Origin of the sequence: Neobacillus novalis NBRC 102450 (assembly GCF_001591805.1) — a bacterium.
GTDB classification, from domain to species: domain Bacteria; phylum Bacillota; class Bacilli; order Bacillales; family Cytobacillaceae; genus Neobacillus; species Neobacillus novalis.
The window spans coordinates 1-25669 of sequence record NZ_BCVP01000042.1 but is presented as its reverse complement, the minus strand read 5'-3'; the positions used below and the strand labels follow the sequence as shown (position 1 = coordinate 25669).

The following is a 25669-nucleotide window of genomic DNA, read 5'->3' as shown; positions in this document are numbered from 1 at the left end:
CAGCATTGTTCCACGGAATAACATTACACCACCCCCGCGGGTAGGCTTTCGCCAGCCGAACGGTTAAGGTGAATGTTAATTGCGGTGCCTGACACCACCCGATTCGGAATAGGATTGAACCACGCAATCGTAATTAAAATTGCTTAATAGCATTTAGAAAGCGTTCCACTTCTTCCTCAGTATTATATGGAGCAAGTCCTGCCCTAATCCAGCCTCCGCTCCCGTTAATTCCTAAAATATCACCCAGTGTAGAAGCATAGAAATGACCATCTGCGACAAAAATCCCATGTTCTTCTGATAATCTTCTACAAACCTCCTGCGGTGTGTATCCGTCAATGGTAAAGGCAATCGTAGGTGTCTTTGGTACAGAAGCATCTGCTTGATATAGGGTGACCTTGTCCATTTCAGCTAAACCTATTCGTATTTTATTTGCTAGTTTATTTTCGTAGGCTTCAATTTGCTGTAAACCAGATACAATCTGTTCCCTCCGTGTTTCTCCTTCCCCCAAACTCGCAATGAACTCGATTGCAGGGGTAATTCCAGCGATTCCTTCATGATTTTGTGTGCCGGTTTCTAATTTATCTGGTATATACGTTGGTGCTGGTGCTAGTTTAAAAGGGGTTAAGTTTTCAAACGCATTTTCTCGTATGACGGCTATTCCCACATGCGGGCCAAAAAATTTATAAGCTGAACATAATAATATATCAGCTCCCATTTGCTCTCGATCAATAGGAATATGTGGTGCAGCATGAACAGCATCAACAGCAACTAATGCACCCACAGCTTTTGCTCTTTTTGCAATTGTCTCAACATCACTGATTGTCCCTACTGCATTCGAAGCAAGACCGACTGCAACAAGGCGGGTATTCTGATTGATAATTTCATTCAAATGATCTAATTCTAATGTTAATGTGTCAGGATTAACCTTTATCCATTTGACCGTTAACCCTTTATCTTCGGCCATCGTCAACCAGGTATCAACATTCGCCCGGTGGTCAATTTCAGTGACAACAATTTCATCACCCTTGCCCCAATTCCTCCCTAGTGCACGGGCAATCGCAAATGCTAACGTTGTCATATTTGCACCAAAAGCAATTTCCTCTGGCTTCACATTTAGAAAATCACCAATAATTGCTTTTGCATTTGCGATAATTTCTTCTGTCTCATGGCTTGATGGAAAGGAACCGTGCAAATTAGCACCGCCATTTTCCATATATTTTGTTATCGCATCAATCGAAGACTTGACGACTTGTGAACCTCCAGGCCCATCAAAGTAAACTGCTTCCCATCCATTAAATTCTCGTTTTAATGCTGGAAATTGACTGCGTACCTCGTTAATTGGAAAAGCCTTTAATTGTTGAGTCATGTTATTTATTCCCCCTTTCACTTATTTGATCACCCAAAAAAAGTTTAAAGCAATAATGCATTAGAAATCGGGCGAGAGCACCACATACATCAAGTACCATTTTTGCGTTATTGATATCATTTTACCAAAAAATTCAGAACTTTTTAATAGATATTTTTCCAATAAAATAGTTTTATGGGAAGTTTTTGGAGGCTGAAATCATGTTTATTTCAACTTATCCAAATGGAATAGAATAAGTCCATGGAAACGGTTCTGCCGGCATTTATTAGGAAAATAACCATGAAAACCGTCCCTGTGAAGTAGTTGGAATAGTCCGAAAGATAGATTGACATTGGAATGTAAGCGGTTTACAATTTCGGTATATAATTGGTTTCATGTGACTAGATGATACTAGGCATGGAAAACAGAACGAGAGCATTCTCGGTCGTTTTTCATGCCTTTTTTATTTGAAAAAAAACCAATTATAGAAAAAATAAACGAAGGAAGTGTTGCGATCAGAAGGAAAAGCCGATCAACAGGGATTCAATAGTCGAAATATTCAAATTCAGGAGAAAGAAGGGAAACGAATTGAAAAAAAGGCTTTTGCTTAATCTGGTGCTCATTTTTGTTGTGCTTTTTAGTACAGTCATTGGAATGAAAGCACCGCCCGCTGCTGCAAATGAAAATGCCCCAATCGAGTATGAAATATACCCTATACCTCATCAAGTAACCTATCATCAAGGTTCGACTAAATTAGACAAAACCATTCAAGTTATCTACGATGACACCATTGATTCCGTAACGAGAAAAAAAGTAGAAGATACTTTCAAAGAAAATGGTTACCCGGCTCCGACCATTGGGACGCAGGTAGCGGATGATAAAGTTAATGTATTGATCGGTACGAAGGGCTCAAACGGCCCAGTGGATACGTATGCTGCCACTAACAATACGAGCCAAGATATGGACTTTTCGAAAATTGATGCGTATCAATTAGACATTCAAAACAATACGATCATGATTTTAGGAAAAGACACGGACGCCAGCTTCTATGGTGTGGTAACGTTAAACGCCATCTTGGCCCAAGCTTCCGGCAAAGAGGTACGAAATTTAACGATTCAAGACTATGCCAATACAAAAATTAGAGGATTTATTGAAGGGTATTACGGAATTCCATGGAGCAATGAAGATCGCATGTCGTTGATGCGGTTTGGCGGTCAATTTAAAGCGACATCCTATGTATTTGCACCAAAGGATGACCCTTTCCACAGAGAAAAATGGGCGGAAGCTTATCCACCCGAAAAATTAGCAGAAATTAGAGAAATGGCACAAGTAGGGAATGAAACGAAAACTCGTTTCGTTTGGACGATATCTCCATTAGCTGAAGTGGCCAAGATCTCGCAAACAGGCGGCGACCCGATGCTTAAGCTTCAGGAAAATACCGCTAAGATGCTAGCAAAATTCGATCAATTATACGATGTAGGAGTTCGACAATTCGGCGTTTTAGGTGATGATGTCGGCAGTTTGCCACGTAATTATGTTGTCGCATTGATGCATTCCGTTTCAGAATGGGCAAAAGCAAAAGGCGATGTGTATGATACGTTGTATTGCCCCGCCAGCTATAACTCAGGCTGGGCTTGGAATCCTGCCGAGTTGAATGACTATGAAAAAGGATTCGATAAAAATATTCAAATTTTCTGGACGGGGTCAACTACTTGTGCTCCGATCAATCAGTCGACCATTAATACCTTTAAAAACAGCAGTAATGGTGGCGTAACACGAAGAGATCCATTATTCTGGCTAAACTGGCCTGTCAATGACGTCGATATGTCGCGCGTATTTTTAGGAAAAGGGGAAATGCTGCAGACTGGCATTCAAAACCTTGCTGGTGCGGTGACAAACCCAATGCAAGAAGCAGAGGCATCGAAAGTAGCGATTTTTGCCGTTGCTGATTATGCCTGGAACACAGAGACGTTTAATGCCCAAAAAAGTTGGGAAGATAGCTTTAAATATATCGAACCTAATGTGGAAAAGGAATTGCATATTTTAGCAAAACATATGTCTGATGCCAATCCAGGCGGCCTGACCCTTTCAGAGAGTGAGGATATTAAGAGTTTGTTAGATACGATCACGTCTAAAGTAAATAGTGGCAGCACGTTAAAAGATTCTGCACCAGAAGCAACTGCTGAATTGCAAAAGATATCCGATGCGGCAAATGAATTCTTAGCAAAAACAAAAAATGCTAACCTGAAAAAAGAGTTAGAGCCATTTGTCAAGGCATTGAGAGATATGGTTCTTGCTGATATCGAGTTTATTAAAACAGATATCGCGATTGAAGATGGTAATAAAGCAGACACATGGAATCATTTTGGACAAGCAATTGCTTTACGTCAGCGAAGCTTAGATTACGATCGTCTACTTATAAGCGGAACCATGAAAGCAAAACCAGCTGCCAAAAGGTTACAACCATTTACGAATAATCTGGAGAATAAAATCACGCCTAAGGTGGCAAAGTTTTTAGATCTTCAGAAAGCGGAAACGAAAGCAAGTATTTTTACGAATGTAGATGGATATAAAAAATTGTCGATAATAGAAAAGCCAGAGATAACGTCTATTGATGGTACAACAGATATCACACTGAAAGAAAATGAATATGTGGGGATTAAGTTAAGCCGAATAAAAGATGTTATCGAAATCGATGTACCAGCAGTGGATAGATTAACTCTAGAATCATCTTTAAATGGTATCGAGTGGAATACAGTCGAAAACGTGAATAATCGAAATGGCGCAAGATACGTAAGGTTGATTAATAAAAAATCTGAAGCCATTGAATTTAGCTTGGATACATTTAAGGTGACATCCTATGAGGTGGAGCCGAAATCGCTGCAAGATACGAATCTTACATTCTATCAATCATCACCGCTATCTCTTTTAGATGGTAATTTAGCAACGCATACTTGGACGGATAAAGCGCAAAAGGCAGGAGATTATATTACCTATCATTTAGGTCAAATTATTTCGCTTACTAGCTTAAAATTATATGTGGCAGAAGGTGAAAAGGATTTCCCGCGTCATGCTGTTCTAGAAGCTTCTTTGGATGGCAAAGAGTGGAATACCGTTATGACCATCGGAAACCAGGACGGTCCAAATGAAGGGGAAGTAACGGATCAGGATCGTATTGGGGATATTTTCGATAAACATGAGGCGCCATATCGTTTTAAAGAAGTGAGAGATTTAAATCAAAAGGCAAAATTTTTACGGTTTAAACTTACCCAAACTAAAGTGGGGACAGGTAATTGGCTTAAAATGCAAGAAATCGTTATTAATGATGGCGAACTATTCCCAGAAATAAATGACCCTACCATTACAACAGAATCCATGACTAACATTGGTTTTGGTGTTAACAATATCATTGATGGCAAATTAAGTACAAAGTTTAAACCAGCAGGAACAGGAGCTGGAGAAATCCTTTATCATATCGGGGAAGTGGGAACAAGGGTTACTGGTATTACCATTTTAGAGGATCCAAGTAATTTGTCCGGAGGTACCGTTTCCGTAAAAACGTTAGATGGTTGGAAAGAACTTGGAACGATTACATCAGGATACCAATCCTTTAATACGAATCTAATTCAAGACATATTAGATCTGAAAATTGACTGGACAGAGGGAAACACTCCGTCGATTTATGAAGTTAAGGTTGACAAAAGGGACGGGAATATTTCCGAATTCATTGCTTTATATAAGCAAGTAACAGAATTAACAAGCAGTGACTATACAAAGGATAGCTGGAGTCTTTTAGAGTCAGCTAAAGAACTTGCAGACAAAGTTCTCCAAAGAGAAAATGCAACTCAAACAGAATTTGATGCGGCTTCGATTGCATTAAAGAGTGCATTAAGTCAGCTGAAGAAAGTAGCGGATAAATCGCAGCTAGATGCCAAAATTAAGGAAGTTAAGGCACTCGATTCAAGCTTGTATACAGCAGACAGCTGGGCAGCGGTGGAAAAGGCTCTGACTGATGCCGAAAAGGTATGGAGCAAAGAAGATGCGACCCAATCAGAAGTAGACCGGGCAGTAAAAAGATTAGAAGCAGCCACGAACAAGCTAGTTGGCAAGCAAACAGGCTGGGTATTAGATAAGGGCAAGTGGTACTATTTTAATAGTAACGGAGAAATGCAAACGAAGTGGGCATTCGTTGACGGTAAATGGTATTACTTAGACGATGGAAACGGTAAAATGCAGGTTGGTTGGGTTAATTCCAACAAAAAGTGGTACTTCCTAGCTTCCAATGGAGCCATGCAAACCGGATGGGTGAAAGATGCCAACAAATGGTACTTCCTAGCTTCCAATGGAGCCATGCAAACCGGTTGGGTGAAGGATGCCAACAAATGGTACTTCCTAGCTTCCGATGGAGCCATGCAAACCGGATGGGTGAAGGATGCCAACAAATGGTACTTTCTAGCCTCTAATGGAGCCATGCAAACCGGTTGGCTACTATCCAATAACAGGTGGTATTTCTTAGATTCAACGGGTAAAATGATGACCGGCTGGGTGTACACCGGGAACAAATGGTACTACCTATTCCAAGATGGTAAAATGGCCGCTAACACAACCGTCCAAGGATATAAACTTGGGGCAGGCGGTGCTTGGATTAATTAGAGAAGCATCGTTCCGGTGCCTGTGTCACGCCTCGATATTTGTCGAAGATTGATGGAATTTTAAGGGCATATACCAGACCCAACTAAAGTTGTGGATGCTATTACATTATGGTCTCAAGGCTGGTCTCGAGGTTATGAATACATTATCGATTAACAGTTTATTATTGGATCTCAGTTAAAGAAAGATCAGATTGACGAGGAAGTTCTAAGATTAGCTATAGAGGATAGTAGCTTATGATAAGGAAAGGAGTAATAGTCTTTGATTACTGCCACCAGGAGCGGAGAGTTTGAGTCGGACAAACCTCCTTTTGGATAGATGAATATAAGTCAATCATACTCAAGAGGTGTATAAGAACCGCGAAAAAATACAAGATAATATTCTAGTTGAAGCCCCTTTCTAGGGGCTTTCTTTTATTGATTATTAAGCTGGAGTAATTTGATTAGAATATTGCAGATTCTGAAATAAAGTGAAAAAATAGCACAATATTTCAAATTCTCCGCTGGATTAAAGTTGAAATAGGAATCCGAAATAATGTGCTCGCTTACAGAAATGATGAATGTCTTTTTCACGAATGCCCCCCTTTAAAAAATAAGAAAGTTAGTTTATAGAGTTTGTCGCTCATTACTACAGAATAATACAGGTTAGTTCAAAGTTTCCAAAGATTGAGGGAACAGATGGTTAATTGCAGTTAAACTTAACCAAAAAGTTTTTTAGGTAAAAAAAAAATTATTGTTATTCTGAAAACTATGTGTTTTAATTTTAATTAGAAAGAATTTTCACCCAATTGAAACCGCATTCATATATGGCTTTTTGCAATACAGCATCAAATTAATACATAAGACTAATTTTCATAAAGGGAGGTTTTTCTTTGTCAGAGCCGCTTCTTTCAATTAGGAATTTAAAAACTTATTTTTCTCGAAAAGGGAAAGAGGTGCGTGCAGTCGATGGAATTGACCTCGATGTATTTCCGGGACAAATTGTATGCATTGTCGGTGAATCAGGGTCAGGTAAGAGCATTACGTCATTATCCGTTATGCAATTGATCCCGAAACCTGCTGGAAAAATTGTCGATGGAGAAATCTTATTCGAGGGTACGGACCTATTAAAACTAAACGAAAGGCAAATATCAGATATTAGAGGAAATGAGATTTCAATGATCTTCCAGGAACCAATGACTTCCCTTAACCCGGTGTTGACGATTGGTGACCAAATATCTGAGGTGCTTCTACGCCATCGTTCGATTACGAAGCGCAAAGCTTTGGAGCGTGCCGTCGAAATGCTTCAATTTGTGGGTGTTCCTCGTGCAAATGAAATTATTAAAGAATATCCTCATCAATTATCAGGCGGTCTTCGTCAACGTGTCATGATTGCAATGGCGATGGCGTGCGAACCAAAGCTTCTGATTGCAGATGAACCAACAACTGCACTTGATGTTACCATCCAAGCCCAAGTACTTGAATTAATGAAGAAAATGAGAGACCAATTTAACAGCTCGATTGTCATGATTACACATGATTTAGGCGTAGTTGCTGAAATCGCTGATCACGTTGTCGTCATGTATGCTGGTCAGGTCGTTGAATCTGCTGATGCGGATTCGATTTTCGAGGATACTTTACATCCCTATACACAAGCATTACTTGCTTCGATCCCTTCAATAGAAGAAACAAAAGATGTTCTTTATTCGATACCTGGAACGGTACCAGATGCATCTGATTTTCCAATCGGCTGCAGATTCGCAGGACGTTGTGAAAAGGTACAATCATCCTGTCTGGAAAAAATGCCCGAACTCAGGGTGGTTAAACCTGGCCACTTTGTCCGTTGCGATCTCGTTTAGTTTTAACCTATGAGGAAAGGAAGGCCAAAATGAGCGTTAATTTATTGGAAGTTCAAAATGTAAAAAAATATTTTCCCATTACTGCAGGCTTAATGTTAAAAACGGTCGGGAATGTAAAAGCAGTTGATGAAGTCACGCTCACCTTAAAAGAGGGTGAAACATTAGGAATCGTCGGTGAATCTGGTTGCGGGAAATCGACCCTAGGCAGGATGATTATGCGGGTTCTCGATACAACGGAAGGGAAAATAATTTTTAATGGTCAAGATATTACCAATCTTGAAGGGAAAAAGTTAAGAAGGATCCGTAGTCAGTTCCAGATGATTTTTCAAGATCCATATTCTTCATTAAATCCGAAGATGAGTGTGGAACAAATTATCACCGAGCCCTTTTATGTAAATGGAATTGCTAGTTTAAAGGAAGCAAAGAAAAAGGTGGGCCCCCTACTAACAAGGGTAGGTTTAAAAGAATCGGATCGTACGCGGTTTCCACATGAATTTTCCGGGGGCCAGAGACAACGGATAGGTATTGCTCGAGCATTGGCATTAAATCCTAAGTTAATCGTTGCAGATGAGGCTGTTTCGGCGCTGGATGTTTCCGTTCAATCTCAGATCCTAAATTTAATGATGGAACTTAAAGAGGAGTTTGATCTTTCCTATATTTTTATCTCACACAATTTAGCTGTTGTTAAACATATCAGTGACCGTGTGGGGGTGATGTATTTAGGGAATCTGGTGGAAATAGGCGATAAAGATGAACTGTATCAAAATCCATTTCATCCTTATACAAAGGCACTTCTTTCGTCGGCACCTGAACCGAAAAGAAACGTAAAGAAAGAAAAAATCATTCTCCAAGGGGAAGTTCCAAGTCCTGCAAATCCACCGACTGGTTGTCCTTTTCATACAAGATGTCCAAAAGTAATGGATGTTTGCAAAGAAATTCGCCCTGTATTGAAGGAAGTAAATCCGCATTATTCAGTTGCCTGCCATCTATACCAGTAAAAGGAGTTTACGAATATGATTGAAAAAATGACAGTAAAAGTAATCGATCCAGTAAGTAAAAGCTGCTATACAGCATTGTTAAAAGAAACCGATGATGGGTACAAGGTTGAACCGATTGCAATTTCTGAAATGGGGACGGAAACAGAACTATTTTTAAGCCCTGGTTGGATTGATTTGCATACGCATGTTTTAGATGGATTTACATCCTTAAGTGTTACGCCGGACGAGGCAGGATTAGGCAAGGGGGTACATTTGGTGGTTGACGCCGGCAGCGCAGGAGAGGCAACATTGGAAGGATTTCGGAAATATGTTGTCCCCCAGTTTGAGACAGATGTTCGTGCATGGCTAAATATTAGTTCCATTGGCTTGGTCCATTTACGAGAGGTTTCTGACCTAAGCCTTATCAATGTTGACCGAACCGTTCAAGCCGTTCGCGACAATCAACCGTTTATCTGCGGGATTAAAGTACGTTCAAGTGGGGCAATTGTGGGAGAAATGGGGCTTCAACCACTGAAGCTCGCAAAACTAGCTGCAAGAGAAACAGGCTTGCCTCTGATGGTCCATATAGGTGAAGCACCACCAGTTATCGATGACGTTCTTGACCTTCTCGATGAAGGGGATGTCATCACACATTGTTATCATGGGAAAATTGGAACACCTTGGAAAGCAGATGGATTTCCGGTGAGTGCATTGGAAAAGGCTATCGCCAAAGGGGTGAAAATGGATGTCGGGCATGGGGCAGCAAGTTTTAGTTTTGATGTGTGCAGACAGGCCATTGATAAGGGGTACACGCCATTTACGATAAGTACCGATTTGCATATCCGAAATATAAATGGGCCAGTCTTCGATCTTGCTACAACGATGACAAAACTTATGTATTGTGGAATGACACTTGAAGATGTCATTGCATCTGTTACCGTTTCCCCGGCGGAAGTGCTGGGATTAAATGAATGGTGCCAACTTGACGGTACGATTAAACACGCTACACTGTTCCGGATAACCAATAATCCTCACCCTAATCGAGAATTTCGCGATTCAAAAGGTCAAATTTATCAATTGGATGAAGCAATTGTTCCAGCAGGTGTCATTACAGCCAAGGGTTTCAAATCGTTGTAGGCAAGTTGAAAAAATATATTTTCATAAAAAAGAGGAGTGTATTATATGAAAAGTAAAGTATTGGCATTTTTTCTAATCGTGTTTCTGGTGCTTGCTGGATGTACAAGTTCAAAATCAAAAGATAATTCAACCGCTTCTTCTGAAAAAAAGCGAGATAGCTTAGTAGTGGCACAAGCGTCTGATGCGGGTACATTGGATCCGCAAAAACAAGGGAAAATGCCGGATATGAACATTTTAATCAATATGTTCGATACCTTGCTTACACGTGACGAGAATAATAAACTTGCACCCGGTCTTGCAACAGAATGGAAAGCAATTGACGATACAACCTGGCAGTTTAAGCTTCGTAAAGATGTTAAATTCCATAATGGTGAGCCGTTCAATGCAGAAGCAGTTAAATTTAGTATCGACAGGTTAAATAATCCGGATACGAAATCTCCAATTGTCGAGCTTAAAACTGTAAAAGAAGTTGTTGTTATTGATGAATATACGGTCAATCTTGTCACAAGTGCTTCAGATCCAATTCTCCCGAATAAAACGGTTCTATTTGGCGGTGTCATGGTGCCTCCGAATTATATTAAAGAAAAAGGCGACGATTATTTTGCCCAACATCCTGTAGGTACAGGTCCATACAAATTTGTATCTTGGCAAAAAGACCACCAAGTGGTGATGGAAGCGAATCCCGACTATTTCCGTGGTGCACCAAAAATGAAGAAATTGACATTTAGAGTTATTCCAAATTTAGCCGATATGGTTGCGGCAACGAAAACAGGAGAAGTTGATATTGCGACAAGCTTAACACCGGATGTTGCTACTCAATTGAAAAGCGATTCCAATGTTAATGTTATTTCTACCCCTTGGATCCGGACTTTTTATATGGTAATTGATACGACGAAAGAAGGACCAATGGCGAAAAAAGAAGTTCGTCAGGCAATGAATTATGCTGTTAATGTGAAACAAATTATTGATACGGTCCTTGGCGGCCATGCCCAGCGGGTGGCGACGATTGTACCTTCGCAAAACTTTGGTGTAGATAAGTCCATTAAGCCTTTTAAATATAATATTGAAAAAGCAAAGAAATTACTTGCTCAAGCAGGTTACCCAGATGGTTTTTCCACAGAGATGGATGCAAATAACTTAGATGTGGATATTGTCCAGGCGATTGCAGCTGAACTTGGAAAAGTGGGAATCAAGGTTAAAGTGAATTTAATGGATGGTGCAACGTTAACCAATAATATTGCTGCTAAAAAAGCCTCTCCACTTTATTATTTAGGGAATACTGGTTGGACGATGGATGCACTTAGTAACTTCCAATCCTACATTAAGAGTGATCGCCGATATAATGCTTGGAAAAATGCAGAAGCAGATAAACTTGTTGATATTGAAGAGCAATCGATTGATTCTAAAACCCGTTTAGATGCGTTTTCACAGATTCAAAAATTGCTAATAGATGAGTCACCATATTTATTTTTGTATCAGCTTGATGGTTTGTATGGGATGAGTAAGGATGTAGAATGGAAGCCAAATGTAATGGGTGTACTCAATATGTACAATGCCTCCATTAAATAATCAAATCACACAGGAGGTGAAAGCAGTTGTTTTCATATATACTTCGTCGATGTATTTATGCAATCTTTGTTTTATTAGGAGTGGCGACAGTAGCATTTTTTATTGCTAGATTAACAGGTGATCCTGTTGCAATCATGTTGCCTCCTGATGCAACGGTTGAGCAAATGAATCATTTACGAGCACAACTCGGTATGGATAAACCATTGGTTGTTCAATATGGAATGTTTATCTGGGACTTGGTTCATTTTAATATGGGTGAATCCATAAGGTATGGCGAACCCACGCTTTCCTTAATTACAGAACGGCTGCCAGCAACATTGGAGCTGGCAGGTGCATCCCTTATTATCGCCTTAATCGTAGCTATTCCAGCTGGTATTATTTCTGCGATAAAAAGAGGAACATGGTTTGATAGATTGGTAATGTCCGTAGTATTAATTGGTCAATCCATGCCTGTATTCTGGGTAGGAATCCTGTTAATTCTCTTATTTTCGGTAACATGGAGACTCCTGCCGACAGGAGGAATTGGCGGTTGGGAACATCTGATCATGCCGGCATTCGCACTAGGATTGCATATGATGGCGTTGATTACCAGGTTGTTACGGTCTTCCTTAATTGAAGCATTAAGTTCTGATTATATTCGAACAGCAAGAGCTAAAGGGTTATTCCCTCGAAAAGTGATTGGCAAGCATGCGCTGCGAAATAGTTTACTGCCAGTTGTAACAATTGTTGGATTACAAATTGGAGCCCTTTTAGGGGGATCCGTTGTAACAGAAGTGGTGTTTGCTTGGCCGGGTGTAGGTCAAATGATTATCCAAGCAATTAATAATCGGGATTTTGCCTTAGTGCAGACAGCGATTATTTTACTAGCTGGAATTTTCGTTATCATTAATCTGATCGTGGACTTACTTTATGTTGTAATCGATCCACGCATTCAGTACAAGTAGAAAGGAAATCGCTATGATAAGTATTTTGAGAAAAGGCAACATAGGTAATCTCTTTAATTGGTTTTCAATCATTATACTTGTACTGTTTGCCATTATCGCGATTATTGCACCATTCATTTCTCCGTACGATCCGAACGCTCAAGAACTTACGGCACGATTAAAGCCTCCTGCATGGATAGATGGTTCGGTATCTGGTTATTTATTGGGTACAGATAATTTAGGGAGAGACTTATTAAGCAGAATCTTATATGGATCCCGTATTTCCATTTTAATCGGCGTGCTGGCGGTTATCATTTCAGGGGTTATCGGCGCTGTAATTGGTTTGCTATCGGGTTATTATCGGACAGTCGATGCGATTATGATGAGGATTGCCGATATACAATTAGCTTTTCCTACTATTCTATTGGCACTAGCTATCGTTGCTGTCCTTGGTGGCGGAATGATGAATCTAATCATTGTCTTAGGTATTACTGGCTGGGTTCAATATGCCAGAGTTATTCGGTCTGAAGTACTCAGTATGAAATCAAGCGATTTTGTGGTAGCTGCCAGAACAATTGGTGTTAGTGATGGCAGATTATTATTCCGTCATATATTACCAAATATCCTTGCGCCCATCATAACCATTGCTACTTTCCAAGTGGCATCAACCATAATCGCAGAATCCTCGCTTAGTTTCCTAGGACTTGGTGTGCCGATAAATATTCCGAGCTGGGGAAATATGCTAAGCCAGGGTCAACTGTATATTGGTTCTGCGTGGTGGATTTCTCTCTTCCCGGGAATAGCAATCATGCTTGTGGTTCTAGCAATCAATATTTTAGGTGACTGGATCCGAGATTTATTCGATCCAAAATCAAAATAATAGGAGAATACGATATGACTTGGTCCTATGCAACAAACTTTCTTTGCGACCGTTGTAGTTCAGAGTTTTCGTTATCCGAGTCTTTGAACACCTGTCCAAAATGTGGCGGATTACTTGAAGTGCAATATGATTTGCCCAAAATGAAACGGGAACTTTCCCCAAAAATGTTTGCATCGCGTGATACATCCATATGGCGTTGGCATGAATTTTATCCTCTAAGGGATGCTGCAAATGTGATTTCACTTGGAGAAGGCGGTACATTGCTAACACCATCCATATATGCTGGTCCGAAACTAGGATTGGAAAACTTATATTTTAAAAATGACACGCTGATGCCAACGGGAAGCTTCAAAGATCGAGGCTTTAGCCTTGCGATTAGCTTTGCAAAGGAACTAGGCATACACCGTGGTTTAACCTACAGCTCCGGTAACGCCGGGGCATCCTTTGCGGCATATGCTGCACGTGCTGGAATTGAAGCAACTGTCTTAGTAGAATATTTAGCAAATCCTGTGAAAAAAGCAACGATTGGATTGTATGGTGCAACAATGGCTACACTCCATTTTGAAAACATGACCGAAATTACCGATATGCTGGAAAAAGGAGTAAAAGAACTAGGACTCTATCAATTTGTCAATTTCATTAATCCCGTTAGACATGAAGCGATGAAAAGCTATGCTTATGAAATTAGTGAGACACTAAATTGGCAGGCCCCCGATGTGATGGTTCATCCCGTTGGAACCGGAGGCGGTATTTGGGGAGCGTGGAAAGGCTTTTGTGAATTGCATACATTAGGCTGGATTGAAAAGTTGCCAAAAATGGTGGCGGTTCAACCGACTGCTACAGGGCCGATTACCCGGGCTTTCCAAAGTGGATTAAGAAAAGCAGAGAGGTATGGGGATTCGACGAAAACTATTGCTCAAAGCATTGCAGGAAATGCTCCGATTCAAGGCGGCGAGAGAGTAATGAACGCTATTTATGATTCGGGAGGATTTGCAGAATCAGTGACGGATGATGAAATATTAGAGGCAATGAGGTGGCTAGGAAGAGAAGGAATTTGTGCTGAACCTGCTTCCGCAGCATCTCTTGCAGCAGTAAAACGTGCTGTAGTGGAGGGACGTATTAAACCTGACGAACGTGTAGTTTGTGTCATTACTGGAAGTGGTTTGAAACAATCTTCCGCCGTGCAAAGGGCAATCCCTGAATCGATGTTAAGGTTAGATGCAGATTATAATCAACTAGCGAAATTATTGGTCGAGATTTGGGGTCACTGATTGGGGGATTCTTGGTGGAAAAAATCAATCCTGTTATTGCTAAATTAATCGAATGTATTTCCCTTCAGACACCACAGCCACCAGGCAACGTAGAACCTGTTGCTGCGTGGATCGAAGCCTGGGTGAAAAGCTTTGGAGCAAAAGTGGAGCGTCAGACTGTCGAACCCGGTAAAGACAACATCATTGCTACCCTTGATTTTGGTCCGGGCCCATCCTTACTTTTCAACTCGCATATGGACGTGAATAATCCAACCGGTCAGGTTTGGTCGAATCCCCCTTTTGAACCTAAAATCGCTGACGGCCGTCTATACGGATTGGGTGCTTGTGATGCCAAAGGAAGTCTTGTTGCAATGATTACAGCAATGGAGCACCTTGCACGAAACAAAAATGGATTACAGGGGAAAATGATTTTAGCAGCAGTGATGGGGGAAGAAGCTGGAGGAATAGGAAGTTTACACTTGGTGGAGCAGGGGATTGAAGCAGACGGGGCTGTCGTCGGAGAACCAACGCAGCTTGGGGTTTGCACGGCACATAAAGGGACTTATATGAGAAGGCTAAGGTTTCGTGGTCGTGCCGCACATTCCGGTAGTCCTCATTTAGGTGTGAACTCGATTTTGCATACCGCCTATTTTACCGTGGAGTATGAGAAATTAAAGAATCAACTTGTAAAGTGTCCACATCCGCTTCTTGGACCACCAAGTGCAGAAGTAACCATTATTCAAGGTGGTACTAGACAGAATACCATTCCTGGCAATACTGAGATCATTATAGATAGAAGACTTCTGCCTGGCGAAACGCATGCTAAAGCGGACGAAGAGCTAGAAATGGTGTTAGCCAATACGAAGGATAAAGTTTCAAGTTTACATGTAGAAGAAATCGAAGTGGTTGTAGCGACGGTTCCTTCCGAAACCAACCAGTCAGAAGCCATCGTGAAAGAAGCATTGGCGGCTGTAAAAAATGTGACCGGTAATGCTCAGCAACCGAAAGGCTTCCCAGCGGGTTGTGATATGAGCAAGCTGGTTACCATTGCCGGTATTCCAACCGTAGTCGTTGGACCAGGAAGTTTAGATCAGGCTCATGTGCCGGATGAATTTGTAGAAATCACACAAGTGGAGCAGGCAGTTGTTATCTATGAACAGATAGCACGAAAATTTTTAAGAAGGTGATAGTTATGGATAATATTTCTACACTTCTAGAGAGGGCAAGGGCGGTTCGGGTATTCTCTGGTGCTGTTTTCATTTATGGAAATTCAAAAGGGATAACGGCAGAGGGAAGTGTTGGAACACTAGCCTGGGATGGCGAACCAGTTGAGAGTAATAGCTTGTGGGATTTAGCTTCCGTATCGAAACCACTTATCATGCTTTCGTTGATGAAATTAGTTGAACAAGGTGAAGTTTCTCTTGATGATCCAATATCTTATTTCTTGCCATCCTATTTGGGTACAAATAAAGCGGACATTACCTTGTTTGAGTTATTAACCCATACAAGTGGAATTCCGGGGCAACAGCCATTGTACAAACAAGTAAAAACACCTGAGGAAATGAGGGAGGCAGTTCGTCAATTGCCACTTCGCAACAAAATTGGTTCAACCGTTGAATATACTTCACAGGGTTATATGATACTAGGAGATATAATTGAATCTGTGACAGGAAATAGACTGGATACCGGTATGAAGGAATTAGTTTTTGCTCCCCTTGGGATTGTGAATACGATGTTTAATCCACCGGAGCAGTACATTAATCGAATGGCTGCTACGGAATATTGTTCATGGCGAAACCAAACCATCCGCGGAATGGTGCATGATGAAAACTGTGTAGTTCTTGGAGGAATTGCGGGTCATGCTGGATTGTTTGGAACAGCAAAGGATTTGTCGATTATTTGTCAGATGATGTTACGGATGGGCAGAACGGATAATGAAGAATTCTTAAACCCATTAACCATTAAATTAATGACGGAAAATCATACAAAGTCTTTGAATCTAGCAAGGGCACTTGGCTGGCAAGGAAAGGATCTAAAAGGATCGCCTGCAGGAGACCTTTTCTCTCCAACTTCGTATGGACATACTGGCTTTACTGGAACAAGTTTATGGATGGATCCAGAGAAGGATGTATTTGCCATCCTACTGACGAATCGGGTCCACCCAACTCGTGAAAATGAAAAAATTAAACGAATTCGCGCAATCTATCATAATTTAGCAATATTGGATATGCAAAAAATAGAAAATAAGGTAAAATAAGGAGGGTAAACAGTGAAACAAGCAATAAAAACAAAAAAAGCTCCTACTCCAGTAGGATCCTATTCCCAAGGCCTACAAGTGGGTAATCGTATCTATGTGGCAGGTCAAGGGCCCAAAAATCAAGCAACTGGTAAAACTCCTGTCTCAATTGAAGAACAAACAGAGCAAGTATTAATGAATATCCAACACATTTTGGAATCCGCAGGTTCTTCATTAAATGACGTTGTGAAAGTGACAGCACACTTGGCTGACTTAAAGGATTTCGCTCAATATAATCAAGTATATCAACAGTTTTTTTCTGAACCGTATCCGGTTAGAACGACAGTTGGTAGTCAATTAGATAATATTCTCGTTGAGATTGATGTTATTGCGGAAATCATGGAATAATTTCTTAACCTTCCCTTTAAAAAATTTATATCTTGAATTGAGTGATGATAGTGGAAAATATTAATGATGAGCTTGATTTTCTAAAATCAGTTATCAAGGGGATAAGTGCACAATTCGGTGAAAATTGTGAGGTCGTTTTGCACGACTTAACCGGAAATTATGAGAACTCAATCGTGGCTATTGAGAACGGCTACATAACTGGTCGGAAAATTGGCGACAGCGGAACAAATTTGGGGCTAGAAGTTTTACGCGGAACCGTCAAAGATGGTGACCGATATAATTACATTACGCATACTAGTGGTGGAAAAATTTTACGTTCCACTTCCATTTATATTAAAAATAGTAATGGGGATATTGTCGGGTCTGTTTGTATTAACTTCGATATTTCCGATTTAATCATGGTCGAAAAAACACTTAAAGCAGTTACCATGCATAGCTTGGAAACAGATGTAAAGGAAGTATTTGTACAGGACGTAAGCGAACTTCTTGAGTACCTCATCCAAGAATGTCAGAAGGAGATTGGAAAACCTGTCGTTCATATGACGAAGGAAGACAAAGTTAGAGCTATTAAATTTTTGGATAAACGAGGAGCGTTTTTGATCAAGAAAGCTGGGGATCAGGTTTGCCGATTCCTGGATATTTCCAAATTTACTTTATATAGTTATTTGGATAATGGCCGAGAGTAAAGTCGTACTTTAGCATTAAACAATGAAAAAGATTTTATAAGTCCAGTTGGTTTGCCAGTGATCTCATTACATATCTGTAAGGAATCGTATAAGAGTAAAAAGCGAAGGTACTGCCCAAAATGTTGGGGGTACCTTTCGTTTTTTTTGGAGTGGAGTAATTGCGATGCCTAGTCACGCCTCGGATTTTGTCGAAAAGCTTCGACATTATTCGGGCACTTTTAATTCATGCAGCGGTGACTGACCACTTTTGTAAATACCACCCTTTTCTTAAGGGTATTGGAGTTGAGGTTTTGCAGGTCATTTTAATCGTGCTTCGATCTCCAATGTTGGGAAGTAAACACCATATTCATTTGTTTCCTTTTCATTCCGATTCATTCTGATCGTTCCAATATTAACATAGGTTATAGTTAAGACCTCCCAACCTTCATGGTTTAATAATTCATCTGATAATGTTGGAAACCGCTTTCTAAAATTTTTAAACAAAAGGTTGATTTTTCGGAAAATTGTCTATATAATTCGTATTGAAAGCGTTTTCTGAGGTGGATTAGGGTATTTTTTTTACGGTATTCGGAAACCGGTTTCCGAATGAGTAAGCAATAATTTAGTTTTTAGGATGAACTGCACTCGAACGGGGAGGTGAATGATACAAAAATAAGATGAATGGTTATTTTTGTAGCAGCAATCCACTTGTAAGTAAGGATTAGCGAAAAAATAGTAGGGGGAATCTATTTTGAAAAGCTTAAAAAAATTAGCCGCTATTGGATTATCAGCAGCCCTTGCCTTTTCATTAGCAGCATGTAGTGGAACGGAGAAGGCGTCAACTGGTACTGATAAAGGTAAAAGCAGTGATAAACAAGTTACATTAACCTTTTGGGCGTTTGGTGCGACTGGATACGAAGATTTAGCCAAAAAATATGAAGATGAAAACCCTAATGTCAAAATTAAAGTAAGAGCGGCTGAAACGGCAGAGCATCATGACGCCTTATTTACAGCTTTATCTGCTGGAAGTGGGGCACCGGATATTACGATGTTGGAAATTGACCAACTTGACCGCTTTAAAGTAGCACAAGATCGTTTTGAAAACTTATATGACCTTGGTGCAAAGGATATACAAAATCAATACCTTGATTGGAAATGGAAAACAGGTGAAAACAATGCTGGTGATTTCCTCATTGGCTTGCCAACAGATATCGGTCCTAAAGCCTTATACTATCGTACAGATGTATTTGAAGCAGCCGGTTTACCAACAGATCCAGATCAAGTGGCTAGTTTAATTAATTCGCCAACATCCTTTGAACAAGCTGGACAAAAGGTGAAAGACAAAACAGGAAAGCCGTTTGTTGACAGTATTGAAATGGCCTTCAGAGCATATTTAGATGCTGCGCAAGAAACCTTTCTCAATCCAAAAGGTGATCTATTGCTAGAAAAAGATGGAAACGCTGTTAAGAATGCCTATGATTATGCCGTGAAATTAAACAAACTAGGCATCGTTGGGAAATTCGAAATGTGGTCGCCTGAATGGGCAAATGCGGTGAATAAAGGTGAATTCGCTGCCGAATTAGGTGCTGGCTGGTTAAAAGGCTGGATGGAAGGCAATGCGACGGAAGCGATTGGGAAATGGAAAGTGGCTACACTTCCATCTGAATTTGCTGCAAACTGGGGCGGCTCTTTTATCGCCATTCCAAAAGAAACCAAACATGCGAAGGAAGCCTATAAATTTGCCGCATGGTTAGTTTCTCCAGACAATCAATTAAAATCATTCCAAGCCAAGGGGCTTTTCCCATCTGCACCATCTGTTTATGATATGGATGCCTTCAAGAATAATAAAGATGAGTTCTTTGGCGGGCAAGCTACAGCGCCAGTATTTGCGAAGGCTGCGCAAGATATCAATGGTGCGATTTATAAAGGGGAAAAATACTTCCCAATTTATCAGGAAGTGCTGAATGCCTTGAAGAATGTTCAAAATAAGGGAGCGGATCCAGAAAAAGAATGGAACGCAGCAGTTAAGCGTTCAAAAGATCTATTAAAGCGCTAATTTTACAAGTTTACTAGAAATGGAAGTGGATATGGTGGCCATTAGGGCACCATATCCTACTTTGAGAGGAAATGGGGTGTGAAAATGGATCCTGTGAAAGTGAATACCATGAGGAATAAGGGAAAGGTAAGAAAGAAAAGGTACATGTCGGAGGAGAAGAAAGACATGATTTCCGGCTATTTATATATTGCCCCTTTCTTTATTATTTTTGCCGTTATTGGGTTATATCCTGTACTATTTAGCATTTTTTTAGGGTTCCAAAAATGGAACGGCTTAAGCCCGATGACGTTTGTGGGATTCGCTAATTTTAAAATTGTCTTAACAGACCCGCTTTTTTGGAAATCGGTATACAATACCATTGTCATTGGGCTCATGGGGACGGCCCCGCAATTAGTTTTCGGAATCATTTTTGCTTATTTGTTGAATCTTGCCTTTCTCAAATTGAAAAACTTTTTCAGAGTCACGATCTTCTTGCCATATATCACATCGATGGTGGCTGTAGCCCTTATTTTCAGTGTCCTGTTCAGTGATCACGAATCCTCTTTAGCCAATTATGTATTAAGTTTGGCGGGACTAGATCCAGTGAATTGGAGCAGTTCGGAATGGGGAACGAAAATAGCGATCTCGATTATGGTATTTTGGCGATGGGTGGGATATAACACCATTATCTATCTTGCGGGTATTCAAAGTATCCCCAATGACTTGTATGAAGCAGCCACCATCGATGGGGCGAATAAATTTCAACAGCTTCTGCACATTACCATGCCGATGCTGAAACCATTTATCGTCTTAACGGTATTCACGTCGACGGTTGGGGCCCTGCAGCTATTTTCTGAACCGACCGTCTTCTTAGGAAATAGCGCGTTTACGAGAGATGAAGCGATGACCATCGTCATGTATTTGTATCGGGATGCCTTTAAATTACAATCCTTTGGTACAGCATCTGCCACCGCTATTATTCTATTAGTGCTGATCACAGCATTCGCAGCCATTAATACATTCTTAACCTCAGGTATGGGCAGGAAGAGGGGGGGAAACAAATGAATCAATCGGAAAAAGGAAGAAAATCATCCGTTGGAAAGATCCTTATTTATGTACTTTTAGCGATTGCTTCGTTATGTTCGCTATTTCCGTTTTATTGGATGTTCGTCATGGCCACAAGGCCCAGCTCTGCCTATAACTCCATTCCGCCCACCATCGTGCCGGGGAATTTGTTGGTGGAAAACTTTAAAAAGGTCCTCGATCATATCGATTTCTTTCAGGCCATGTGGAACTCGTTTCTTGTTTGTTCCATTGTGACGATTGTTGTGTTATTTATCAGTTCATTAGCAGGATTCGCTTTTGCGAAATTTAACTTTCGCGGAAAAAATATTTTTTTCACTGCGATCCTCTTAACGATGATTATCCCGCCGCAATTAGGATTAATCCCACAATATTTCCTGATTTCTAAGGTTGGCTTACTTGATACATTACCAGGTGTAATGATTTTGTTCTTCCTCAATCCACTGGGCATTTTTCTCATGAGGCAATATATTAGTGGATCTGTACCTGACGAGTTAATTGAAGCAGCAAAATTAGATGGGTGTTCAAACTTTAAAATTTATCGCAGCATTGTGCTTCCAATTATTCTACCGGCCTTCGCAACATTGGGGATTATTGTCTTTTCAGCTGCGTGGGGAGAATTCTTATGGCAGTTTACGGTACTAAGAGATCCGGAAAAGTATACGATTCAAGTTGCCTTAGCCCAATTAAGCAATACACAAAATGTGGACTTTGGCATGATTTTATCTGGTGTATTCTGGGCAACCGTACCATTGTTGATTATTTTCTTATTATTTAATCGTTTATTTATTTCAAGTATCACGGATGGTTCGGTGAAATAAGCGCTCAACCCATTACCATTGCGATTGGTTTCAACTATTAGTAAGCTAACAATATGCATCTATTATTTTGAGTGAGTTAGAAGGGATGAACATGAATTTAACAATTAAAGATATCGCGCACATGGCAGGTGTTTCCCAAGGCACTGTCTCAAAAGTCATAAATAACTATGAGGGAATTAGTGAAAGTACGAAGAAACAAGTTATGGATGTCATTACCCGAATGGGCTATGAGCCCAACTTTTCCGCTAGAACACTGGCAACGAAAAAGTCCAATCTGATCGGACTAATCTATGCCGGGAAAATTAATGTCGATATGACACATCCTTATTTCAATGAGGTCATCTCCTCATTTAAAAAAAATATTGGGTTACTCGGTTATGATATTTTAATGTTTTCGAATGAACGCTTTCAATCGGATCATGGCAGTTATTTAGCACGATGCCGGCATTTCCATGTCGATGGCTGTTTGGTGATTGCCGGGGAGGAAGTGGAGGAGGCCATCTATGGTTTGGCCAAGGAAGGCATACCTTGTATGGGAATTGATATTGAGTTAGAAGGGCCTAAATCAAGCTACATCATGACGGATAACATTGATTTATCGAGAAAAGTAGTTGAGTTTTTTTATTTACATGCGATCAGAAAAGTTGGCTATATCGGAGGCAAATGGGATTCAGCTATCTCTCATTATCGAAAACAAGGTTTCTTCGAAGCCATGAATCAATTTGGTCTTGAAATTAGAGAAGAATGGATTCAGTATGGTGACTTTCATGAAGAAAGCGGCTATGAGACCATGAAGAAAATACTCCAATCCAAGGAGTATCCTGAAGCTATTTTTGCCACATCGGACATGATGGCGCTTGGTGCCATCAGAGCGATAAAAGAAGCGGGGCTTCGCGTTCCCCAGGATATTCGAATTGTGGGATGTGATGACATTGCCGCCTGCCGCTTTAGTGACCCAAAACTGACGACGGTTAAACAAGATAAAGAGAAATTCGGGAAATTATCCGCCTATATGTTGAATGATTTAATTAATGGTAAGTCCCAATTAAAGCCTGTCTTGATTGACTCCGAATTAATGATCAGGGAGTCATGTGGAACGCAGGTGCCGTAACAATATTTGAAAAATAGTGGGCGCTTTTTAATAGGAAACTATTATTAAAAGATATAAAAAGGGTTGATTGGAGGTCATTTGGTGAATTACTATGCGGTTCTTGACATTGGCGGTTCCTCTATTAAATATGCCCTTATGGATGAGATTGGAGGATTTATTCGAAAGTCCTCGGTTCCTACTCCGAAAACGAGTCTCGGCCTGTTGCTGGATACTGTTGATTTCATCGTGAAGGATTATCAAAAAGTTCATGCCCTACAAGGTTTGGCTATTAGTATGCCTGGTGCCGTGAATGTAGAAACCGGATATATTAAGGGAATCACGGCGCTTCCTTATATCCATGGGCCGAATATGAAAGAACTTCTTCAAGAACGAACAAAGCTACCGGTTGAATTCGAAAATGATGCGAATTGTGCTGGATTAGCAGAAGGATGGCTCGGTGCTGCGGAAGCTGTAAAGGATTATCTTGTCATTGTGATTGGCACCGGAATCGGCGGCGCAGTAGTTCTGGATAAAAAAATCCGCCATGGAAAAAATCGCTTTGCCGGTGAATTTGGCTATATGGTCATGGAGGATTATTTGGAAAAGCCAGTGGGGGAAACATGGAGTTCTTTAGCTGCGATTGGGGGACTGATTACCCAAGTTGCGAAGCGAAAACGGCTGGATCCCACCACCCTTACTGGCAAAAAGGTGTTTGAACTGGCTGAAAACGGCGATGAAGAAGTTCGGGTGGAAGTAGATAAATTTTTTAAACGACTGGCTGTGGGGATTTATAATTTACAGTATGTGATGGACCCTGAGAAAATTCTGATTGGCGGCGCCATCAGTAGTCGCGAGGGGTTCATTGAACGGATTAATGAAACGTTACATCAAATGAAACAGGATCAAGATAGCTTACCCGTTCAAGTGGAGAGATGTCAGTTTGGTAATGATTCGAACTTAATTGGTGCCTTATACCACTTCTTGCAGCGGCAGTCTAAAGAAACGAATAGGGAGAGGGTAGAATGATACATCGAACACGTAAATCGTTTCCAAAGGATTTTTTATGGGGAGCTGCCTCTGCCGCCTACCAAGTGGAAGGGGCTTGGGATGAGGATGGCAAAGGGATTTCGAACTGGGATACGTTTGTCCGGATACCGGGAAAAACCTTCAAAGGAACCACCGGTGATGTGGCAGTAGACCACTATCATCGCTATAAAGAAGATGTCCGTTTGATGGCGGAAATGGGCCTGAAGACCTATCGATTTTCTGTTGCCTGGACACGTATTTTTCCAAAGGGGAGAGGAGAACTCAATCAATCGGGCCTTGCGTTTTATGATCAGTTAATTAATGAATTAAAGGAACATCAGATTGAGCCGATTGTGACCTTGTATCACTGGGACTTGCCACAGGCACTTCAGGAAGAATATGGCGGCTGGGAATCGCGGCAAATTATCGAAGACTTTACAAATTATAGTATTGAATTATTTAAACGCTTTGGTGACCGTGTGAAATATTGGGTCAGCTTAAATGAACAAAATATTTTCACCAGCCATGGGTATCAACACGCCACCCATCCACCAGGTGTTCAAGATGAAAGGCTTTTTTACCAGGTGAATCACCATGCCAATCTTGCTAATGCGAGTGTGATTAAGGCATTCCATCACTATGTTCCCGATGGGAAAATTGGTCCCAGCTTTGCCTACTCACCTGCCTATGCCGCATCCTCCAGCCCAAAAGATATTGTAGCCGCTGAAAATGCCGAAGATCTGAACAGCCATTGGTGGATGGATATGTATGCTTGGGGGAATTATCCAACAGCCACCTGGAACTATTTAATGGAAAAAGGCCTTGCTCCTATTGTGGAAGAGGGAGACTTTGAATTATTAAAAGAAGGTAAGCCAGACTTTATGGGGTTAAACTACTATCAGTCCACCACCTTTGAAGAGAATCCATTAGTAGGCGGTGTCAGTGTAGGAGAAATGAATACAACCGGTAAAAAAGGGACATCAAAGGATACCGGAATTCCCGGTGTATTTAAAACGACCACCAATCCAAACTTAGAACGAACAAACTGGGATTGGACGATTGATCCTCAGGGTCTAAGAATTGCCTTGCGCAGAATAACAAGCCGCTATGATCTGCCCATTTTGATTAGTGAAAACGGCCTGGGTGAATATGACAAATTGGAAGCAGGTGACATCGTCCATGACGACTATCGGATTGATTATCTCCGTTCCCATGTCCTAGCGATTCAGGAAGCCATTTCAGATGGTGTCGATGTCCTGGGCTACTGCGTCTGGTCCTTCACCGATTTGTTAAGCTGGCTAAACGGCTTCCAAAAACGGTATGGATTCGTCTACGTCAATCAGCATGAAGAAGGAACCCACGACCTTCGGCGCATTAAAAAGAAGAGCTTTTATTGGTATAAGAAAGTAATTGAATCTAATGGGGTAGAGTGATCCCGGTGTCACCACCCGAATTATAAGTAAACCACCCTGCACTGATACCAGCAGAGCGGTCCACCCGTAATCGCAGCGAAATGACTGAATCTATGATCTCGCATTCATCCGGTTGGGCAGTTCCTGTATCGATCGGACCACCGCATCTAGCTTGGACTCAATCCGATACAGCAGATAGAGGGTCACCACAATCGGGAATCCGACCTGGCTAATGAATGAAATGATTTCTTCCACGAGTATTCGCTCCTTTCTATATTAAATGTGTTGTGAAGAAAGGCCGGCTTCGTTGCGAATCCGGCCTCTA

General features: G+C 40.9%; 21 protein-coding genes. 18 read left to right on the top strand and 3 right to left on the bottom strand.

What is annotated here, in order from left to right:
• Positions 1-133 precede the first annotated feature (133 nt).
• Positions 134-1366 carry a cysteine desulfurase-like protein gene (locus BANVL01_RS22885; protein WP_066093359.1) on the bottom strand — a complete coding sequence of 411 codons (1233 nt, stop codon included), beginning with the start codon at positions 1364-1366 and terminating at the stop codon, positions 134-136.
• A gap of 567 nt (positions 1367-1933) precedes the next feature.
• Here BANVL01_RS22885 and BANVL01_RS22880 point away from each other — a divergent pair.
• The 12 genes from BANVL01_RS22880 (at position 1934) to BANVL01_RS22825 (ending at position 17898) form a co-directional block, all read left to right on the top strand.
• Positions 1934-5998 (top strand): beta-N-acetylglucosaminidase domain-containing protein, encoded by a 4065-nt coding sequence (locus BANVL01_RS22880; protein WP_066093356.1) that lies wholly within the window; start codon positions 1934-1936, stop codon positions 5996-5998.
• An 868-nt stretch (positions 5999-6866) separates the two neighbouring features.
• Entirely contained in the window at positions 6867-7832 is a 966-nt protein-coding gene (locus tag BANVL01_RS22875) for an ABC transporter ATP-binding protein (RefSeq protein ID WP_066093353.1), read from the top strand.
• A gap of 29 nt (positions 7833-7861) precedes the next feature.
• A complete protein-coding gene (locus BANVL01_RS22870; protein WP_066093350.1) occupies positions 7862-8830 on the top strand; it encodes an ABC transporter ATP-binding protein in 969 nt (322 codons plus the stop codon).
• A gap of 15 nt (positions 8831-8845) precedes the next feature.
• Positions 8846-9946 (top strand): amidohydrolase/deacetylase family metallohydrolase, encoded by a 1101-nt coding sequence (locus BANVL01_RS22865; protein ID WP_066093347.1) that lies wholly within the window; start codon positions 8846-8848, stop codon positions 9944-9946.
• A 45-nt stretch (positions 9947-9991) separates the two neighbouring features.
• Entirely contained in the window at positions 9992-11515 is a 1524-nt protein-coding gene (locus BANVL01_RS22860) for an ABC transporter substrate-binding protein (RefSeq protein WP_066093344.1), read from the top strand.
• A 26-nt stretch (positions 11516-11541) separates the two neighbouring features.
• Positions 11542-12459: an ABC transporter permease gene (locus tag BANVL01_RS22855; protein WP_066093341.1), complete on the top strand. Its 918-nt coding sequence runs from the start codon at positions 11542-11544 to the stop codon at positions 12457-12459.
• A gap of 13 nt (positions 12460-12472) precedes the next feature.
• Entirely contained in the window at positions 12473-13318 is an 846-nt protein-coding gene (locus BANVL01_RS22850) for an ABC transporter permease (RefSeq protein WP_066093338.1), read from the top strand.
• Between the two features lie 14 nt (positions 13319-13332).
• The gene (locus BANVL01_RS22845) at positions 13333-14589 is read left to right on the top strand and encodes a threonine synthase (RefSeq protein WP_066093335.1); all 1257 of its coding nucleotides are present in this window, start codon (positions 13333-13335) and stop codon (positions 14587-14589) included.
• A gap of 14 nt (positions 14590-14603) precedes the next feature.
• Positions 14604-15755, top strand: coding sequence for a M20 family metallopeptidase (locus BANVL01_RS22840; RefSeq protein WP_066093330.1), 1152 nt, complete (start codon positions 14604-14606; stop codon positions 15753-15755).
• A gap of 5 nt (positions 15756-15760) precedes the next feature.
• Positions 15761-16825 (top strand): serine hydrolase domain-containing protein, encoded by a 1065-nt coding sequence (locus BANVL01_RS22835; RefSeq protein WP_066093327.1) that lies wholly within the window; start codon positions 15761-15763, stop codon positions 16823-16825.
• A 12-nt stretch (positions 16826-16837) separates the two neighbouring features.
• Positions 16838-17212: a RidA family protein gene (locus BANVL01_RS22830; protein ID WP_066093324.1), complete on the top strand. Its 375-nt coding sequence runs from the start codon at positions 16838-16840 to the stop codon at positions 17210-17212.
• A gap of 44 nt (positions 17213-17256) precedes the next feature.
• Positions 17257-17898 carry a helix-turn-helix transcriptional regulator gene (locus BANVL01_RS22825; RefSeq protein WP_342342337.1) on the top strand — a complete coding sequence of 214 codons (642 nt, stop codon included), beginning with the start codon at positions 17257-17259 and terminating at the stop codon, positions 17896-17898.
• A 297-nt stretch (positions 17899-18195) separates the two neighbouring features.
• Here the strand turns inward: BANVL01_RS22825 and BANVL01_RS27905 are convergent, their stop codons facing one another.
• On the bottom strand, positions 18196-18381 hold the full coding sequence (locus tag BANVL01_RS27905; RefSeq protein ID WP_066093317.1) for a hypothetical protein: 186 nt from the start codon (positions 18379-18381) through the stop codon (positions 18196-18198).
• Between the two features lie 247 nt (positions 18382-18628).
• Between BANVL01_RS27905 and BANVL01_RS22815 the strand changes: the two genes are divergently transcribed.
• The 6 genes from BANVL01_RS22815 to BANVL01_RS22790 all read left to right on the top strand — a co-directional run bounded on the left by BANVL01_RS22815 (position 18629) and on the right by BANVL01_RS22790 (position 25365).
• On the top strand, positions 18629-19933 hold the full coding sequence (locus tag BANVL01_RS22815) for an ABC transporter substrate-binding protein (protein WP_066093314.1): 1305 nt from the start codon (positions 18629-18631) through the stop codon (positions 19931-19933).
• A gap of 84 nt (positions 19934-20017) precedes the next feature.
• The gene (locus BANVL01_RS22810; RefSeq protein WP_235845717.1) at positions 20018-20977 is read left to right on the top strand and encodes a carbohydrate ABC transporter permease; all 960 of its coding nucleotides are present in this window, start codon (positions 20018-20020) and stop codon (positions 20975-20977) included.
• On the top strand, positions 20974-21816 hold the full coding sequence (locus tag BANVL01_RS22805) for a carbohydrate ABC transporter permease (RefSeq protein WP_066093311.1): 843 nt from the start codon (positions 20974-20976) through the stop codon (positions 21814-21816). The genes BANVL01_RS22810 and BANVL01_RS22805 overlap by 4 nt, the downstream gene beginning before the upstream one ends.
• A 91-nt stretch (positions 21817-21907) precedes the next feature.
• Complete coding sequence (locus BANVL01_RS22800) at positions 21908-22927, top strand: LacI family DNA-binding transcriptional regulator (protein ID WP_066093308.1); 1020 nt, start codon at positions 21908-21910, stop codon at positions 22925-22927.
• Positions 22928-23008: 81 nt separating this feature from the next.
• The gene (locus BANVL01_RS22795; RefSeq protein WP_066093305.1) at positions 23009-23932 is read left to right on the top strand and encodes an ROK family protein; all 924 of its coding nucleotides are present in this window, start codon (positions 23009-23011) and stop codon (positions 23930-23932) included.
• On the top strand, positions 23929-25365 hold the full coding sequence (locus BANVL01_RS22790) for a glycoside hydrolase family 1 protein (RefSeq protein ID WP_066093301.1): 1437 nt from the start codon (positions 23929-23931) through the stop codon (positions 25363-25365). Before BANVL01_RS22795 ends, BANVL01_RS22790 begins: the two co-directional genes overlap by 4 nt.
• Positions 25366-25455: 90 nt before the next feature.
• On the opposite strand, the gene BANVL01_RS22785 is transcribed toward BANVL01_RS22790, so the two are convergent.
• Positions 25456-25599 (bottom strand): YvrJ family protein, encoded by a 144-nt coding sequence (locus BANVL01_RS22785; RefSeq protein ID WP_066093300.1) that lies wholly within the window; start codon positions 25597-25599, stop codon positions 25456-25458.
• Positions 25600-25669: the final 70 nt, after the last annotated feature.

Excerpts from the sequence above, each read along its gene's own strand:
- BANVL01_RS22885 (WP_066093359.1), bottom strand. The coding sequence starts at position 1,366 with ATGACTCAACAATTAAAGGCTTTTCCAATTAACGAGGTACGCAGTCAA.
- BANVL01_RS22870 (WP_066093350.1), top strand. The coding sequence starts at position 7,862 with ATGAGCGTTAATTTATTGGAAGTTCAAAATGTAAAAAAATATTTTCCC.
- BANVL01_RS22865 (WP_066093347.1), top strand. The coding sequence starts at position 8,846 with ATGATTGAAAAAATGACAGTAAAAGTAATCGATCCAGTAAGTAAAAGC.
- BANVL01_RS22860 (WP_066093344.1), top strand. The coding sequence starts at position 9,992 with ATGAAAAGTAAAGTATTGGCATTTTTTCTAATCGTGTTTCTGGTGCTT.
- BANVL01_RS22850 (WP_066093338.1), top strand. The coding sequence starts at position 12,473 with ATGATAAGTATTTTGAGAAAAGGCAACATAGGTAATCTCTTTAATTGG.
- BANVL01_RS22845 (WP_066093335.1), top strand. The coding sequence starts at position 13,333 with ATGACTTGGTCCTATGCAACAAACTTTCTTTGCGACCGTTGTAGTTCA.
- BANVL01_RS22835 (WP_066093327.1), top strand. The coding sequence starts at position 15,761 with ATGGATAATATTTCTACACTTCTAGAGAGGGCAAGGGCGGTTCGGGTA.
- BANVL01_RS22825 (WP_342342337.1), top strand. The coding sequence starts at position 17,257 with ATGATAGTGGAAAATATTAATGATGAGCTTGATTTTCTAAAATCAGTT.
- BANVL01_RS22810 (WP_235845717.1), top strand. The coding sequence starts at position 20,018 with ATGGATCCTGTGAAAGTGAATACCATGAGGAATAAGGGAAAGGTAAGA.
- BANVL01_RS22805 (WP_066093311.1), top strand. The coding sequence starts at position 20,974 with ATGAATCAATCGGAAAAAGGAAGAAAATCATCCGTTGGAAAGATCCTT.
- BANVL01_RS22800 (WP_066093308.1), top strand. The coding sequence starts at position 21,908 with ATGAATTTAACAATTAAAGATATCGCGCACATGGCAGGTGTTTCCCAA.
- BANVL01_RS22790 (WP_066093301.1), top strand. The coding sequence starts at position 23,929 with ATGATACATCGAACACGTAAATCGTTTCCAAAGGATTTTTTATGGGGA.